Annotated in this window: 12 protein-coding genes; 7 read left to right on the forward strand and 5 right to left on the reverse strand. The window is 57.1% G+C overall.

Annotated elements, in window-relative coordinates; translation table 11 throughout:
* Positions 1 to 6: 6 nt before the first annotated feature.
* Positions 7 to 912 carry a phospholipase D-like domain-containing protein gene (locus tag GGU46_RS07610; protein ID WP_183402955.1) on the reverse strand — a complete coding sequence of 302 codons (906 nt, stop codon included), beginning with the start codon at positions 910 to 912 and terminating at the stop codon, positions 7 to 9.
* Positions 913 to 997: 85 nt separating this feature from the next.
* The gene (locus GGU46_RS07615) at positions 998 to 1,168 is read right to left on the reverse strand and encodes a hypothetical protein (protein ID WP_183402956.1); all 171 of its coding nucleotides are present in this window, start codon (positions 1,166 to 1,168) and stop codon (positions 998 to 1,000) included.
* 290 nt (positions 1,169 to 1,458) lie between these two features.
* Between GGU46_RS07615 and GGU46_RS07620 the strand changes: the two genes are divergently transcribed.
* The 7 genes from GGU46_RS07620 to GGU46_RS07650 all read left to right on the forward strand — a co-directional run bounded on the left by GGU46_RS07620 (position 1,459) and on the right by GGU46_RS07650 (position 10,243).
* Complete coding sequence (locus GGU46_RS07620; protein WP_183402957.1) at positions 1,459 to 1,929, forward strand: LexA family protein; 471 nt, start codon at positions 1,459 to 1,461, stop codon at positions 1,927 to 1,929.
* A complete protein-coding gene (locus tag GGU46_RS07625) occupies positions 1,913 to 3,232 on the forward strand; it encodes a Y-family DNA polymerase (RefSeq protein WP_183402958.1) in 1,320 nt (439 codons plus the stop codon). The genes GGU46_RS07620 and GGU46_RS07625 overlap by 17 nt, the downstream gene beginning before the upstream one ends.
* Positions 3,233 to 3,527: 295 nt before the next feature.
* Complete coding sequence (locus tag GGU46_RS07630; RefSeq protein WP_183402959.1) at positions 3,528 to 5,489, forward strand: ATP-dependent DNA helicase; 1,962 nt, start codon at positions 3,528 to 3,530, stop codon at positions 5,487 to 5,489.
* A gap of 45 nt (positions 5,490 to 5,534) precedes the next feature.
* Positions 5,535 to 6,200, forward strand: a complete 666-nt coding sequence (locus GGU46_RS07635) for a vWA domain-containing protein (protein WP_183402960.1) — start codon at positions 5,535 to 5,537, stop codon at positions 6,198 to 6,200.
* A 5-nt stretch (positions 6,201 to 6,205) separates the two neighbouring features.
* A complete protein-coding gene (locus tag GGU46_RS07640) occupies positions 6,206 to 7,090 on the forward strand; it encodes a PP2C family protein-serine/threonine phosphatase (protein ID WP_183402961.1) in 885 nt (294 codons plus the stop codon).
* Positions 7,077 to 8,588 carry a protein kinase domain-containing protein gene (locus GGU46_RS07645; protein ID WP_183402962.1) on the forward strand — a complete coding sequence of 504 codons (1,512 nt, stop codon included), beginning with the start codon at positions 7,077 to 7,079 and terminating at the stop codon, positions 8,586 to 8,588. The genes GGU46_RS07640 and GGU46_RS07645 overlap by 14 nt, the downstream gene beginning before the upstream one ends.
* 8 nt (positions 8,589 to 8,596) lie before the next feature.
* Positions 8,597 to 10,243 (forward strand): DUF4407 domain-containing protein, encoded by a 1,647-nt coding sequence (locus tag GGU46_RS07650; RefSeq protein ID WP_183402963.1) that lies wholly within the window; start codon positions 8,597 to 8,599, stop codon positions 10,241 to 10,243.
* A gap of 66 nt (positions 10,244 to 10,309) precedes the next feature.
* Here the strand turns inward: GGU46_RS07650 and GGU46_RS07655 are convergent, their stop codons facing one another.
* The 3 genes from GGU46_RS07655 to GGU46_RS07665 are packed head-to-tail and all read right to left on the reverse strand — an operon-like array spanning position 10,310 to position 16,107.
* Positions 10,310 to 11,002 carry a M48 family metallopeptidase gene (locus GGU46_RS07655; RefSeq protein ID WP_183402964.1) on the reverse strand — a complete coding sequence of 231 codons (693 nt, stop codon included), beginning with the start codon at positions 11,000 to 11,002 and terminating at the stop codon, positions 10,310 to 10,312.
* Positions 11,003 to 11,004: 2 nt separating this feature from the next.
* The gene (locus GGU46_RS07660) at positions 11,005 to 14,205 is read right to left on the reverse strand and encodes a type I restriction endonuclease subunit R (RefSeq protein WP_183402965.1); all 3,201 of its coding nucleotides are present in this window, start codon (positions 14,203 to 14,205) and stop codon (positions 11,005 to 11,007) included.
* 30 nt (positions 14,206 to 14,235) lie between these two features.
* The gene (locus tag GGU46_RS07665; RefSeq protein WP_183402966.1) at positions 14,236 to 16,107 is read right to left on the reverse strand and encodes a DUF262 domain-containing protein; all 1,872 of its coding nucleotides are present in this window, start codon (positions 16,105 to 16,107) and stop codon (positions 14,236 to 14,238) included.
* Between the last annotated feature and the right edge of the window lie 4 nt (positions 16,108 to 16,111).

The raw sequence follows: 16,111 nt of genomic DNA on the forward strand, positions 1-16,111 counted from the left end.
CACCGGTTAGTTGCGGTAGTCGGCTTTGAATGATTGGGTGGCCAGTAGAAATTCTGACACTTCGGATAAGAGCTGCTTCTTCTCGGCGAAGGTTAGTTTGTTGAAAGATTTGGCAGACAGGTTCGCTTTGCGCGCTGCGCGGACCTGGTCGTAGATGCCTCGTCCGCCTCTTTGGATGGAGTGGCGGTAGTCGTTGGACTTGTAGTGCTTGGCAGATTTGGCGGGGAAACGGTCGGCTTCACTGCCGGATACGATGCCGTACATGACCAACTGGGGCGCATTGTAGCTGCCTTCAATGGCTATGGTGAAGGTGTTGCCCACTGCTCGTATTGTCATACCGGAATGGTTGCCCTCCACGTAGCTGTTGCGGTCAACCTTTTCCTCAATGTAATCAGCCAGTATTTGGCCGAACTCATGGTCTTGAAAATGCCGCTCTTCTTTGCTGAGTTGGGATGGAGCAGCTGCGGGTGTGGGTTGAGGCTTTGGTGCTGGGGCACCAACTTCATGGGGAGTGATGAACTGCGCTACGAAGAGGCGAAGCTCGTCGAGTTCTTCGGGGGTTTCCAGCTGGCCGCCTATTTCGATGGAATTGCCAATGGAGCTGCTGAGCAGGTTTAGCGAGGCAATGAGGCCAGTGGTTTCGTTGAAGTAGAGCTTGGCGTGAAGGTTGGGAATCAGGCGAGGGGTGATGCCCATGCTGAGTACCTGCTCCTTGCTGACGGCGTTGCTGGGCTCGTCGCGGATGTAAAAGTCGATTTTGATACCCTTGTTGCGGGCCGCTATTAGGGCGGCGGATACCTGCTTGGTGTAGGTTAGGTTGACGTAAGGAGAAACAATGACCAATTCCTTTTTGGCGGTCAGAATGACGTTCATCAGCTTGCTTTGAACGTCGTGGGACTGAATAATCTTCATAATGGGCCAGATGGCAGGAACGCCCTGCGCAGGGTGGTAATTCAGCGCTGAACTTGAATTGGGCGGCTGTTAGAAAAGAAGGAGGCTAGTAGCACTTGTGGCAAGCCCGTTTGCCAAGTTCCTGGGCGGCGCTGGCGGACATGCTGCGCACTTCGTGGGTGCAGCGGTTGAGGCCGGCGCAGCTGCTGGAGGAATGGTAGGCCACGGAAGACTTGCTCATGCACACGAAGACGGCCGCTGCGGTAGAACGGTGCATGGCTGGGCTAGCCGGGAGGGTTGAAGCCGAGAGGGTGGTGAGGAGTAAAATGCTAGCTAAGAGTAGGGTTCTGAGCATAAGCAAGGATGTGTGTAAATAAACGCTTGCGGTAGGATTTGGGGAATGGTTGAGACTTACTCAAATGTAGCTATTTCAGGCTACTGAGTGGACTTTGATACATCATATTGTCCCGAATAGGCATACTGAAATACACTAAATTTATTAGTATATGAAACTAAATTGATTAGCAAGCACTATACTTGCCTACACACTTGACGCAACGTAGTGCTATGACTGAGCTTGAATTTGTAGTTGGAAACCTGCCGCCGGAGCCGCTGTGGGTGCCTGTAATTGACTTTAAACTACCCTGCGGCTTTCCTTCGCCGGCCGATGACTACCAGGTGGAGTTGATTGACCTGAACCGGATTTTCTTTCGGAATCCGGATTCGAGCTTTCTGGCCCGAGCGACGGGGGAGAGCATGACGGGGGCGTTTATCCAGGATGGGGACCTACTGGGTATTGACCGAAGTGTGACGCCGCGGGATGGAGACGTGGTGGTGGCTTGGGTGGATGGGGCCTACACGGTGAAAACCCTATCAAAGCGGCCGGACAGGGTGCGGCTGCTGCCGGCGAATCCGGCATTTGAGCCGGTAGATATTAAGTGCCCGGAGGAGGTACGGATTTGGGGCGTGGTGATTGTGGTGCTGCACACGCTGGTGCACGAAAGCCGATTAGGATTGAGCTATGTTCGCCCTTGTTGATTGCAATAACTTCTATGCCTCGTGTGAGCGGGTATTCCGGCCGGAGCTGGAGGGGCGGCCCGTAGTGGTGCTGTCAAATAATGACGGGTGCATCATAGCGCGGTCGAACGAGGCGAAGGCGCTGGGGCTGAAAATGGGGGACCCGTACTTTCAGGTGAAGGAACTGCTGCGGCAGCATGATGTGGCCGTGTGCTCGTCGAACTACGAGCTGTACGGCGACATGAGCCGGCGGGTAATGTGGTATCTGGGTCAGGTAGCGCCAGAGGTGGAGGTATACTCCATTGACGAGGCGTTTCTGAACCTGGCGGGTATGACGCGGCACCTGGGCGACCTGACGGCGTATGGGACGCGGGTGCGGGCGGAGGTGCTGCAGCGCACGGGTATTCCGGTGTGCGTGGGAATGGCGCCGACCAAGACGCTGGCAAAGTTGGCTAACCGGGTGGCGAAGGCCCGGAGCAAGGCGGCGGTAACGACGGCCGGTGGTAGTGGGGTGCTGTGCCTAGATACGCCCGACAAGCGGCAGGAGGCCTTAGCGCAGGTGGGGGTGGAGGATGTGTGGGGCGTGGGGCACCAGTACGCGGCGAAACTGTACGCGGCGGGTTACCGCACGGCGGCCGACTTGGCGGTTTGCCCGTTACCCTGGGCCCGGAAGAACCTGGGCGGGGTGGTGGGGATGCGGCTGGTGCGGGAGCTGCAGGGCTACCCGTGCTTGAGCATGGAGGTAGGTGAGGGTATGGGTACGGCGCGGAAGTCCATTGCCTGCACCCGGTCGTTTGGTAAGCCGGTATCGGAGTTTGAGGACGTGATGGGGGCGGTGGCCACATTCGTGTCGAGGGCAGCGGAGAAGCTGCGGCGGCAGGGCTCAGCGGCGCGGGTACTGACGGTGTTTGTGAGTACGAACCGGTTTGGGAATGAACCGCCACCGTTTACCCGGTCGGCGCTGGTGACGCTGCCGGTGGCCACGGATGATACACTGGAGCTGGCGGCGCAGGCGCGGCTGTTGCTGCGGAAGGTGTGGCGGCCAGGCACCCTGTATAAGAAGGCCGGCGTGATGCTGGACGGGCTGGAGCGGGCGGGGGAGCAGCAGTTGGGACTATTCGAGGCACCGGTGGCGGTGAATGAAAAGCGGGTGGAGTTGATGGGGACGCTGGACGCGCTGAACCGGCGGTATGGGAAAGGGGCGGTGCTGGTGGGCTCGGCCAGTGTGCGTAGGGGTGCGGGGGCGGCTTGGGCGATGAACCGGGAGCAGAAGAGTCCGGCTTATACGACTAGCTGGGGGGAGTTGTGGCGGGTGCGGGTGTAGGTAGTCCCCACTTCAAGGCTGAATCTTGTTGCTTTTGAAATGAATCAGATATAATGTTGCAACATGTTTTTATATGCAATTTTGATTGTAAACATTTGATATATAGTAGTTTATTGCAAAAATGGTGTGTGGTTCTATGTTTTGTATTGTAAATTTTGAATATTATATTTTGGATGTTTAACCAACTTATCTAGTTAGTTTGGATGCTTGAATTACAGAACAAGAGCTAGAACTATCTCTAGTTCTTGATTTGATCAGGTATAACCTATAAGACATTAGTTATTTAGTGAGCTCCTTGGTATCCCTTGATGTCAGTAATGCGGAGTTTCAGCGTGCACTGAACCTTATCGAGCACACCAACCAAAGTCTGTTTCTGACTGGTAAGGCTGGAACGGGTAAATCGACGCTCCTACGCTACATCATTGAGAATACCCACAAAAAGACAGTGGTGGTAGCCCCGACTGGGGTGGCGGCACTAAATGTAGGGGGTACTACAATTCACCGCTTGTTTGGCTTTCCGTTGCGGGTATTGCAGCCGAATGATCCGCAAATTCCCTATTACGGCCCCCGCCCTGGTGGTGCATCAGCACTTGACCAGAGCAAGCAGCGCCTCCTGCAAGAAATGGAGTTACTCATCATCGATGAGGTATCCATGGTGCGGGCAGATCTGTTAGATGGCATCGACTACTCCCTGCGCAAGCATACGGGCCGGCTCAAGGAGGCTTTTGGGGGCAAACAGGTGCTGTTGGTAGGGGATGCATTTCAGCTGCCTCCCATTCTGAAGGATACAGAGAAGTTGCTGTTTGAGCGGTACTATCAGCAACCTTACTTCTTCGGAGCGAAAGTATTCCAACAGGCCCCACTTACGATGGTGGAACTGCAAAAATCGTATCGGCAGCAAGACCAGCAGTTTGTGGATCTACTGGACAATATCCGCTTGCAGACTGTTACCCCAGCTGACCTAAACTTACTCAATCAGCGGGTAGCGCAGTCCGGCGGTTCAGCATTAGGTAAGCGTATTACGCTCTGTACTCGCAACCAAGACGCGGAGAATTACAACGGAAGCGAATTAGGCAAGCTCACTCAGCCCGCTCGATCTTATCAAGCTACGGTGACGGGTAATTTTCCAGAGGGCGACTACCCGACCCAGCGTGACCTGGAGCTAAAGCCGAACGCCCAGGTTATGCTTGTGCGCAATGACCGCCTCAACCGGTGGGTGAATGGCTCTATTGGAAAAATCATCAGCCTATCCGACCAGTCGGCGGTAGTGGAACTAGAGAATGGTGCCACACACACAGTTGATTGCGAAACGTGGGAGAAGCTGGAGTATAACTGGGACGAAAAGAACAAGCGAATCACAACCAGTGTAACAGGCAGTTTTACCCAGTTACCTCTGAAACTAGCCTGGGCCATCACTATTCATAAAAGCCAAGGACTGACGTTTGATCAGGTTGATATACAACCAGGCAAAGGCTTTTTTGCGGCGGGTCAGCTCTATGTAGCTCTCAGCCGCTGCCGTTCTTTTCAGGGGCTGAGCTTGCACACGGCCATTCGACGGCAGGACGTTATTGTCAGTGCGGAGGTACTAGCGTTTCATAGACAAGCGCAGAAAAAGCAGACCAGCTCATCCCAGCCAGCTCCGCCGCCAGCAGTACCTCTCACGCCAAAGCCTATTCCTGCCACGCCGGTGCCTGTGGTGCCCCAGCCAGTGACGCCTGCCCCCGTCAGTCTGCCAGTGGTAGCAGCCAGTACTCCAGTCAACGTGGACTTAGTACAGCAACTGGAGGCAGAGTTAGCCAACGTAAAGCAGCAACTGGGCGCGGCCCGTACCCGCCTGTTGGCTCAGCAGCAACGCCACCGTGAGCAACTTGACGAACTGGAGCAGCAACAGCTGTTGACTATAGCTGACCTGCAACGACAGCTTTACCAGATGCGGCTGCAAGATGATCGACGGCTCATGCCGGCTGTACAGCTGGCGGCCAAGCCCGATCAGGAGCTGGTTGACTGGCAGGACGAGTTCTGGCAGCTACAGCGGCAGCTTACCCAGGAACGTAGCGGGCATCAGCAGCAGCTGGTGGCCGAGCAAGAAGCCGTAACAGCCCAGGCACGTCAGCTCCAACGACAAGAACGGCTCCGGCAAAAATTGGAAGCCGAGAACAGCCGACTCCAAGAGGCCAATCATAAAGTTTGGACTTGGTTTGTATTAGCGCTTCTAGGAGGCTCCGGTTCCGTATTGCTGTCGTTGTTACTAACCTGATCCACTTTCACACTCCGAAAATCTCCACTCTTTTCACCTATCACTATGTTTGAACAACCTCCCGTTATCGGCAAGGTCAGCGTACCGCGCAATTTCCATCAATTAGGCGTTCTGATTCTGGACGGTAGCGGCTCGATGGGCAATCTTGGCAATGGTAATCTGACCAAAGCTGACGAAGTAAACATTGCCGTGCGTGATCTGCTCACCCGCTTCAAGATCAGCCGGGTGAAAAATAACTTCTCGTTTGCCGTGGTCACTTTCGACACTCAGGCAAAACTGCATACGCCAGTGACCAGTGCTGGTACCGTAGATGACAACGAAGACTATAACCCTCTACCCGGTCACGGCGGTGGTACTAACATCGGAGCTGCCTTGCAAGAAGGATGGCGGGTGGCGGAGTCGTTTATCAAAAGTGCCCCAGCAGATGGTGTAAAACATAGTGCTGTACTGTTAATAATGTCGGACGGTGAATGTCAGTATGCCCAACAGACTTTACAACTGGTAGAGCAACTGAAGAGTAACCCACAGATAACAATATCGGCTGCTCTACTGAACAAGCTAGGTGAAAATGATGTAGCCGGTCGTCAAATACTGCGCAGTGTTGTAACAAACCCGGTACTCGATTTCAAGGACGTGTACGACGCAGAAACCTTGCGTAGCTTCTTTGAAAAATCAATGTCCCGGGCCTCGGGCGGAATCACTATCGGTTAGTTGTCATGCCTGTATTAACTGCCGCCGCTACCCGTAGTGTGAAGCCCACCAATCAGGATGCGTGCATGGCCACGTCGGATGGGATTGTTGTGGCCGATGGCATCGGCTCTTTTTATCAAGCGGAGGTGGCCGCCCAACTGGTTACTCAGGAGATGACCAAGCAGTTGGATAAGCTGCTGCACAACGCCAGTGCGGAAGATTACACTTTGGCCTTTAGGAAGGTGCAAATCGCGCTGGGCCAGTCGGAGGCAGCCAGAAAAATAGTTGTGCCCGATAGTCATCCGGCCACGGACGTGCTGGGCACTACGCTGCTGTGTGCCAAGGCCGAAGGAAACCGGCTGACCGTGGCCTACGTGGGCAATGGGGCCGTTTTGCACCTGCGCGGAGGCTTCAATGAGTTTCCAGCGAATGTGCTGCTGCCCTGGAACGCGCTGAACTACCTTAATCCGCATACTATTGCCCACGACGGCCGCAATATGCTGGTGCGTTTCATCTCGCCCCATAGCAACGAGGCACAAATCCAGCCGACGGTTTTGCAGCTGCAGCAAGATGTGACTGATACGGGAGATATTCTGATTCTGTGCACAGACGGTATTCACTCCAATGACCAGGTACCGGTGGGGAGGGATGAAGAAGGGAATTTGTGGATTAGCGGAGAACAGGCACTCAAGCGGTTGTACAAAGCTTTGGGTACTTACCTGCTGGAAGCCGAACCAACTTCGGAAGGCTTACAGCGGCTATTGGAGCACTATCTCGAAGAGCTGGAGCAAGCACAGATGATTAGTGATGACTGCACAGTGGCCGTGCTGATTACCAACCAGGCGCTAAAGCATTTTCAGCGGCTACGCACTACTCTATACGCCGCTCCAACCGCCTATGCCGCAGATTGACATTACCCTGCACCACAGCACGGGCCTAGTGCCCGAGTTTGAAGTGCTCAAGTTTCTGGACGTTGACGACAAACCCTTGGGAGAAGGAGGGTTCGGTGCAGTGTACCGGTGCCGGTCGGTCAACGGGCAGCCCGTCCGGCCGGCTCAAGTAATCAAGCTGTTTCGCGACAATGGTCAGGGCTCAGCCCAGAAAGGTCTGAACACCATTGAGCGGTTGCAGGAGCGGCTGCGACTGGAACATGCGCAACTACAGAAAGAAGGCAAGGAGCTGTTGGTAGAATACCCGGCCCTGGCTGGGGCACCGCAGTTCAGCTTCCAAGGGATTATGCAGGGCCAGGCCGTGAGCGGCTACGCGGCTAATAACCTCCACGAACTGGGCTTTCTGGAGTTCAAGGATATATTGGAGGACGAGCCAGCTGGTACATTGGAGCGCTATCAGCGCATATCGGCCGACCAGAAGCTGCTGCTGGCATACCAGTTGGCCTCGGCATTCGGCTTGCTACGGCGTAACCTGTACGTGCACGCCGACTTCAAGGCAGGGGCCTTATTCGTGAACCCGGATACGCTGCAATGTGCCCTCATCGATTACGATAGTGGTGCCGTGCTGCACCATAAGGATGACCGGCCAACCACTTTCGGGGAAATGCAGGATTGGCTGGCGCCAGAAATTATCCAACAGCTGGCAGAGCCTACCAATCAGACCCGCACCATTCAGGTGGACTTCGCCTCTGATACCTGGTCGGTGGGCATTGGCATTTTCTACTTGTTACACACGGTGCATCCGCTGTACTTCCTCCAGGAAGTAAGCGTGCGGAGCCTGCGGACTTACTTGAAGCAGTACACTTGGCCGGAAGTGGATCCTGCCTTTACCTATTTTGACTCAGCTCACGCCGATACGTATCCCCTGATTCGGCGCTATTACGAAACCTTACCGGAACTTATCCGGGACAAGTTTGGGGCACTTATCAACCGGGGGTTTACGGAGAAACACCGGCGGCCATCTTACGAGCAGTGGCAATCCGTATTGCGGGCCGCTCAGCTGCCACCTGAAGTAGAATACTTTGCCGTGTCGCCGCCCGTGGTGGTGAAAGGGCAATCGGTTACATTGACCTGGGCGGTACAATCGGCTACGAAAGTGATGGTGAACCGGCAGGAGCAAGCAGCTACTGGCTCGCTGAAACTACCGGTGGAGTGGGCACAGGAATTTCAGCTGGAGGCCAGCAATGCTTTTGGAACTAGCCAAGCCAGCACCCAGCTGGTACATGTAGTGGCGGTGCCGGAAATAAAGCTGACGGTGCCCAGTCCTAATTTCACTATTAACGTGGCACCCAGCGCGGTGCTCACCCGGCTTCCGACCATTGAATTGGGCGTGCCTTTTGACTACGACAACCTAATTGACTTGCACGGGGAGGCTCTGCCACAATTGCCCGATGGGGCTCCTGTGCATCGCACTTTGCGCCTGCGCCTGCGCAGCTGGATTCACAGCCTTATCCATTAACTCGCCCAATGTCTACCTCTACTCACTCTACATCACTAGCGGCCACGTTGGCTGCCTACACACCCCCACCGGCACCTGTATCAAGGTTCATGCGGTTTTTTTGGTGGTGTGCCGGGGCTAACCAAGCCTTTTTGGAGAAGTCACCGACTGACCACATCAAATATGGCAACATCGGTGCTACGGTCGTGATGACTTCCTTCATGGCTGGTATCTCTATGACCTACGCCTTGCACGCCGTGTTTGAGGCAACCTGGATAGCAGTAGCGATGGGACTCGTCTGGGCAGGAGCCATTTTTCTAATTGACCGCTCCATTGTGACAAGCATGCGCAAACCTTCACGGGATGCCAAGTTCTGGAGCTTTGAGACGTGGAGCGAAATTCCGTTTGTGGTAGTGCGCTTTGCCGTGGCCATCGTTATTGCCTTCACAATAAGCAAACCGCTAGAGGTGAAGATTTTCGAAAAACGCATTGCAGCCCAGATTAGCAAGGATAAGCTTGAGGAAGAGCTCTTAGCAAAGGACGCTATCAGTGAAATAAATGGAGTAGAAGAGCAGAAACAAGCCGTTCAGCTAGCCAACGAAGAATTAAAACAGCTTGAGGAAACCAGTAAAGAAGAGCCTCCGCGTCAAGACTACCAAGCACTAAAAAGTGGTAGAGTAACTCAGGTAGACGCATTTAATATAATATCCCGCGATAATAGCAAGCAAATTGCCAACAATGAGTCGAAGATTCGCACAACAAAAAATCGCCAAACGCGTGCTGTAAAGGATGCAAATGGCAGCATACTCGGTTATGAATTAACCGCTGCAGGTAAAAGAATTATTGGCGACCTGACCCGCAAAAACAAACAATTGAAGAATGCTATTGCGGAAAAACGCTCGGCTGTGGAAGTCACTGACCGAGAAATGAAGCGGATTCGGACTGATTATGAGAGTGAGTTGGCAGTGCGGCGCGGGGATGCGATGAAAGCAAAATTGAAGCGCAGCAAAGCCGCTGAGGCAGCAGATTCGGCAACTTCCGCACGTCAGGCAAAAAACGATAAAATATTGCGCCAGTCTTATGATACACTGGCTAACGGTAATTATCCGTTGATGACCCAAATTTCTGCTTTGGGTAAGCTCACTGCTGCCAATGAATTGGAAATAAAGGACAAGACCGGTAAGGTCATTGAAAAGAAGGCTACCGGAGATGAAGCGTTGAAATATGCCAGTTGGCTTATTACCCTGCTATTCCTGTCTATTGAAACGGCGCCCTTATTAGTAAAATTATTTTCCAAGCGCGGGCCTTACGATGATGAGCTGGAACTGGCCGAGCACCTGGCCTGGGTGCGGATGCAGTACGAGAAATCGGATATCAACTCTAAAATCAACCGGAAGCTGGAAGCTATTAACCAGACGGATGAGCGAATTAAGCGCACGGTGGAGGCACGGCAGCAAAGCATGTTTGAAACCAGCACCAAAAGTCTGGAAAAGAAACAGGAGCTGGAGCTGGCCAACAATGAGCAATTACTGCGTCTGATTGCGGAGAAGCAGTTGAGCCTAGCTGACGAACTGGTAAAGCAGTGGTATGAAAAAGAGGTGGAAAAGCTAAAGCCTGCGCCGGCAGCAGAACTGCCTCCTTCCCCTATAACCACTCCGCAAAATACTACAGCGTAGTGGTAGGTAAGCATACAGAACAGCTAGTGTGAGTACAGTTCGTACCACACTAGCTGTCTTGCTTTACTACTGAAAATCCATCACCGCCCTATCCAGCTCGCGCCAGTTGGGGAGGTGGTTGGCTAGCTCGGCCCAGAAGGACTTGGAGTGGTCCTTGACTTTGGTGTGGCAGAGCTCGTGGACGATGACGTAATCAATAAGCGTGAAGGGGAGGCGGATGACGTCGGGGTTGAGCAGGATGGTGTTAGTGCTGGTACAGCTGCCCCAGCGTTTGGCCATACGGCGGAATTTGAGCTCTTGGTAGGAGAGGCCGGTTTGGGCAGCCCACTTGCGCACCCGGGGAGGAATCTTTTCCTGGGCTTTGCGGCGGTAGAATTCCTGGATGGCAGCCTGAATGGCTGGCTGCACCTCGCCGCTGTTGGGGCAGAGGGTAACGAGAAAGCGAGAGTGGTTGAACTCAACCTGGGGGGTGGGGAGGCCGGAGAGGAAACGAACCTCCGTGTAGTAGCTGCGGCCCAGATAGGAAATACGGGAGCCGGTGACAATATCGTCAGAGGGAAGGGCGCGGACTTGCTGAAGTTTTTCCAGGACCCAGCGTGCTTTGCGCAGTACCAGAGTATCGGCCTGGGCGGCGGGTAGGGGGCGGCCTTTGAGGACCACCCCCTCGGCCTGGTCGACGCTGAGGTAATGGGCCTTGAGGTGAGCGGCCTCTTGGATACGGTAGTGGATGGTGTGGGGACCGTACTGGACGCTGGGCATGCTTAGTTTTTACGCAGGATTTCCACCAGCTCGCGGGCTTTCTGGCGGGCTTCAGTGGGCTCGAGCTGGTTTTTGAGCAGGCGGTGAATCTTGTTCTCCATATCCTTCTTCACTTCGCCTTTCTCACGCCAGCCAATAATTTCCAGCTCGCCAGCCACCAACTCAAAGAGCTGGACGGTGGCCTGGGCGGCTTCCTGGGCAAAAATAGTCTTCATAGAATTGAAAACGGCAATCTGGCCCTTGGAGAGGAAGCCTTCGGCGTGGCCTTCCTGGTTTTCGTTGCGTACTTCTTCGGCCAGCTCGGCAAAGGCCAGCAGCAGCTGGGTTTGGTCGAGGCGCTGGGCTTCGTACTCCTTGAGCAGTTCCTCGAGGCGCTGGGCCAGGGGTTTATAGAAGTCGGGGTTGCGTTCCATGCCCAGCTTGATGACGTGCTTGAGCTGGTTGCGCATCTTGAGCATCTTGGTAGCGGGCGAGGCGTTCAGGATTTCCTGCTTGAACTTCTCCCGGTCGATGATGCTGACAGGCTCGGCCAGCAGGTTCTGCACGCCCTGGGCGGTGAGGTGCTCATTGATGAGCTGCTGGAGCATGCGGCTTTCGTCGGGGCTGATTTTTAGCTCGTCGTCGTCGGGGTAGGTGTTGCGGGCCCGGACTTTGATTTCGTTGAAGAGCTTGAAATCGGGCTGGTACTTGAGGGCGGCCTGGTTGGGCAGCACGATGTTGATGGACTTGTTGAAGGCTTTGAGCATGGTCTTGAACTCGTCGCGCTGGAAGTGGGGCTCGATATAGCGGATGCACTCCTCGATAAAGGCCTCGCGCTGGTAATGGCGGTCGGCTTTCAAGGGCTTGCAGAAAGCCAGGAGCTTGGCGTGGTTGAGCTCAAGCTGGGGAATTTCCTCGCTGAGGTTGCGCAGCAGGTCGTCGGGGCGCACGTCGCCGCTGAAGATTTCCAGGGCCTGGATGAGGTGGCGGGTGATGCCGTTGTAGTCTACGATGTAGCCGGCGGCCTTGCTTTTGTAGGTACGGTTGACGCGGGCAATGGCCTGGAGCAGGTTGTGCTCCTTAAGGGGCTTGTCGAGGTAGAGACAACCGGCAATGGGGGCGTCGTAGCCGGTGAGCAACATATCGGACACGATGAGGATGGCCGTGTTGTCGTACTTCTTGCGGGTGCCCGACTGGTCGAGCTCCGACTCATCGCCGAAGGGGAGTTTGAAATCTTCGGTGACGGTTTTGATGTCGTCGGACGGGGTGGCCAGTAGGGGCTTGGGAGCGTGAGGGTTGGCCTTGTTCCAGTTGATATGTTCTTGCTGCTCGGCGGCCAGTGCGTCGGACTTGGGGGAACCCAGGCTGACCACCACTCTGGTGGTGAAGTCGTGGAAGCCGGCCTGGCGGAGCTGCTCGATGATTTGCTGGTACTCGATGGCGGCGCGGCGGCCGGAGCACACCAGCAGGGCCTTGTGGCCGTCGGGGTAAATTTTGGTGCGGTAGTGGGTGAGCAGGTGCTTGGCTATTTCGGTAAGCCGCTCGGTGGACAGCTGGTATTTGAGCAGGGCGGTGTCCTTGAGCTTGCTCTTTTTCTCCTCCGACTCGTGGCCGAACTTCTCCTCGAACTCGGCATCGAGCTCGGCCTTCTTCACGTCGAGGCGGGCAATGCCGGCATCGTAGAGCAGGGGCACGGTGGCGCCGTCGGCCACGGACTCGACGATGGTATAGATATCCAGGTACTGGTCGCCGTAGAACTCGGCCAGGGTAGATTTGTCTTCCTTGGAAATGGGCGTGCCGGTGAAGGCTACGAACTTGGCGTGGGGCAGCACGGTGCGCATGAACGCCGCCAGGAAACCGTAGTGGCTGCGGTGGGCTTCATCGACGAGTACGTAGAGGTTATTTTTGTGGCTGAGGGCCTGCAAGGGCACGGCGGTACGGCTGGCTTCCTCCCACTTGCCCTCGCGCAGGGCGCGGGTGATGGTGACGAGCAGGTTTTGCTCGATGCGCTTTTCGATTTGTTCGTGCTCGGAGCCAGTGGTGGCTTCCTCGTCGGGGGCAGCGGCCGCGTCGGCGGGAGCGTCTTCGTCGGGCTGCTGGAACTTCTGGAGGGTGGTGGTGATGAGGCCGCCGTAGTCGTTGAGCAGAAGGCGGCGCAGGTGGCGCACCGAGGACGCCTGTTGCACGTTCTTGAAGCCCACGTTCTGGAACGTGGTAGTGATTTGCTGGTCGAGGTCGGTGCGGTCGGTGAGGACGAGGATGGTGGGGTTGTCGAAGCCGTACTCGGGGGCGCGGAGCTTGCGGGCCAGGTAGGCCATGGTGAGCGACTTGCCGCTGCCCTGGGTGTGCCACACCACGCCGCCCTGCTGGTGCTGCTGGAGCTTGGCCACGGTTTTGTTGACGGCGCGCACCTGCTGGTAGCGGGGCAGCTTCTTGATGACACGGCCCTCGTCGAGCTCGAACAGCACGAAGTGGCGCACGATGTCGAGCAGGCGCGCGGGCTGGAGCAGGTGGTAGAGCAGGGTGTCCTGAGCTGTGGGCGTGGCCCCGTCCAACAGCGCTACCAGGGCGGGCTCGGGGCCGACGCGGTAGTGGGAGAAGAACGGCTGGGGGGAGGCAATGGCGCCGTACCGGCCGCCCACGCCCCAGATGCCGGCGCAAATCTGGTTGTAGTGGAAGAGACGGGGGGAGTTTTTCTGGTAGAAGGCCAGGTCGCTGAAGGCGCTGTCCCAGGCGTTGGGGGCGCCGCTGGCTTTGCACTCGAGCACAGCCAGGGGCAGGCCGTTGACGAAGACCACCAGGTCGGGGATGGAGTTGCCGGTGAGGCCGTGGAACTTGAGCTGGCTCACCACCAGCCAGTTGTTGTGGGCGGGGGTGTGATAATCGAGGTAGCGCACGGGCAGGAATACTTCCTCGCCGGTGGGCAGCACTTGCTTGAGGGTGGCGGTGTCGCCGCGCAGCAGCTCCCAGATGCGCTGGTTGATTTCCAGGAGGGAGGTGCCCACCTGGCCGGTGAGCTGGTCGAAGGCGCGCTGCTGGTTGGCCGCGTCGAGCTGAGGGTTAAGGCGGGCAATGGCGGCGCGCAGGCGCGGGGCTAGCACCACATCGGTAATGGCGGGGCGCTCGGCGGCCAGGGCACTGCCGGTGAGGTGGGTATAGCCCAGTTTTTCGAGCAGGGCAATGGCGGGCTGCTCGGAGGTCAGGAATTCGGGGTTAGCAGACATACACGAGGGATACAGTGTAGTGGGAGGGAATTAGACAGCCAAAGCGGCCGGGGTGGGCCACAGCTCGTCCAGGGTGGCGGGGGGCACGCTGCCGGCAAACAGGAAGCGCACCAGGCGCTCGACTTCGCGGGCGGTACGGGCCTGGGCCTTGGCGGGCGTCCAGGTGCGCGGGGTGGCGTCGGTGGGTTCGGCGGTTTCCTGGAGCAGGCGCGCTACGCTGTTGACTTCGCTATCGACGTAGCCGTTGGTACACTTGAAGTGGAAGTCGTAGTTGCGCACGGCGCCGGAGCGGTTCAGGCTGCGCTCCAGCAGCACCAGGTTGCCCAGCTTGTGCTGGTCGGCGTCCCAGTCCTCGTCGGCGGCATCGGGCTGGTCGGGGTTGCAGGGGTGGATGTGCTCCACGTCGTATTCCTGCTCGAAGTACTTGGCCCGGAGGCCCGGCTCGTCCCAGTCGGGGTGTTCGAGTAGGGCACTTACGCGCATCAGGAGCTGGCAGCGGGAGGCGTTGTCGAAGATGGTTTCGCGCACGAGCTGGTCGCGCAGCCACTCGGGGCCTTCCGCGGCAATTCGTTCCCGGAGCAGGGCGTTGACGCTGGCCGGGGTGGCATCCGGGGCCAGCAGGTGGCGGATAACGTCGAAGGTGAAGTTGCGGGCCGCGTATACCTTGCGGAAGTAGCGGAACGACTGGATGAGGTAGTACCGCACCAGCAGGGTTTTCCACTCCCGCAGTTGGGCGGGGTGGTAGTCGGGGCGGCGGCCAAACTGGTAGAGGTACACCACGTCGAGGAGCCAGAACTCGCCGTAGCGCGTCCACCACTGGAGGGTGTACCACAGGTGGTAGCTGCCCTGAAAATACGCCTGCCAGGCCAGGCGGGCATCCAGAATGTGGTTGAGCTGCTGGAGGGGATTGTGGTTGAGGGCGTCTTTGAGCTTGCCGAACTCGGGGCGCTTCTCGTTCAGGAGCAAGTAGGCAAACAGCTGCTCGAAGAAGGTGTCGGTGGCCAGGCCATGCAGGGCGCGGTTGGCTTCGGCTTCCTCGATGAGGATGTATTTGTAGACTTCCAGCACCTCGCCGATGGAAGTGATGGGGCTGCCGTCTTCGTCTTTGTTGGCATTGATGCGGCCGTACAGCTCGTCTATCTGCCGGAAGATGCGGTCGGATGCTTCGGCGTCGGTGACGTTGGGCCGGCGGGCCAGGTAGTCGTAGAGCTGGATTTTGAACACGTCGCCGCCGTTGAGGTCGAGGCCGGCGGTGTTGATGGTGTTGAAGATGTCGAGGGTTTTGGCCAGGCCGGCGCGGGTTTCGATGACGACCACGTGCAGGCCGTGCAGCACGTACTCCAGAAACGCCGGGCCGACGCGGAAGGGCGGGCGGCCTTCTTCCTCGGCTTCCTCGGCGGCCAGCAGGGCGGCGCGGATGTGGGCCGCGTTGGCCACGTAGGGGTTGGGGTGCTGGGCGGCCTCGGCGGGCAGCTCGGAAAGAGCCAGGGCCTCGGCAAACCAGCGCTGCTGCTCGCCGTTGTTGACGGTGGTACGCAGCCACTGCCCGCCGCGCAGGGCGGCCGGCACCGCCACGATCGGGAAGCACAGCTCCAGTACCTGGAAGAACAAGGCCAAGGTGGTGAGGCGCTGCTGCCCATCGATGATATCGAAGTGCTTGGCCGGCGCGGGCTGGTCGGGGTGGGGCATCAGCTGGGCGGTGCCCAGAAACGACGGTTCCCCGCCGTTCTGGTATGCCGCCACCATGGTTTTGAACAGCCGGGTGACTTCCGCGTGGCCCCAGGAGTAGGGCCGCTGGTAGATAGGAATCACGAAGCGCGTGCCGTCCAACAGCCCCGGCTTTTGGCCGGAGGAAAGCAGCGTACACGACCGGGCCTCAATAGCGAAATCGGGGTAACTCATAACA

The organism is Hymenobacter latericoloratus (assembly GCF_014199535.1).
Taxonomy (GTDB): domain Bacteria; phylum Bacteroidota; class Bacteroidia; order Cytophagales; family Hymenobacteraceae; genus Hymenobacter; species Hymenobacter latericoloratus.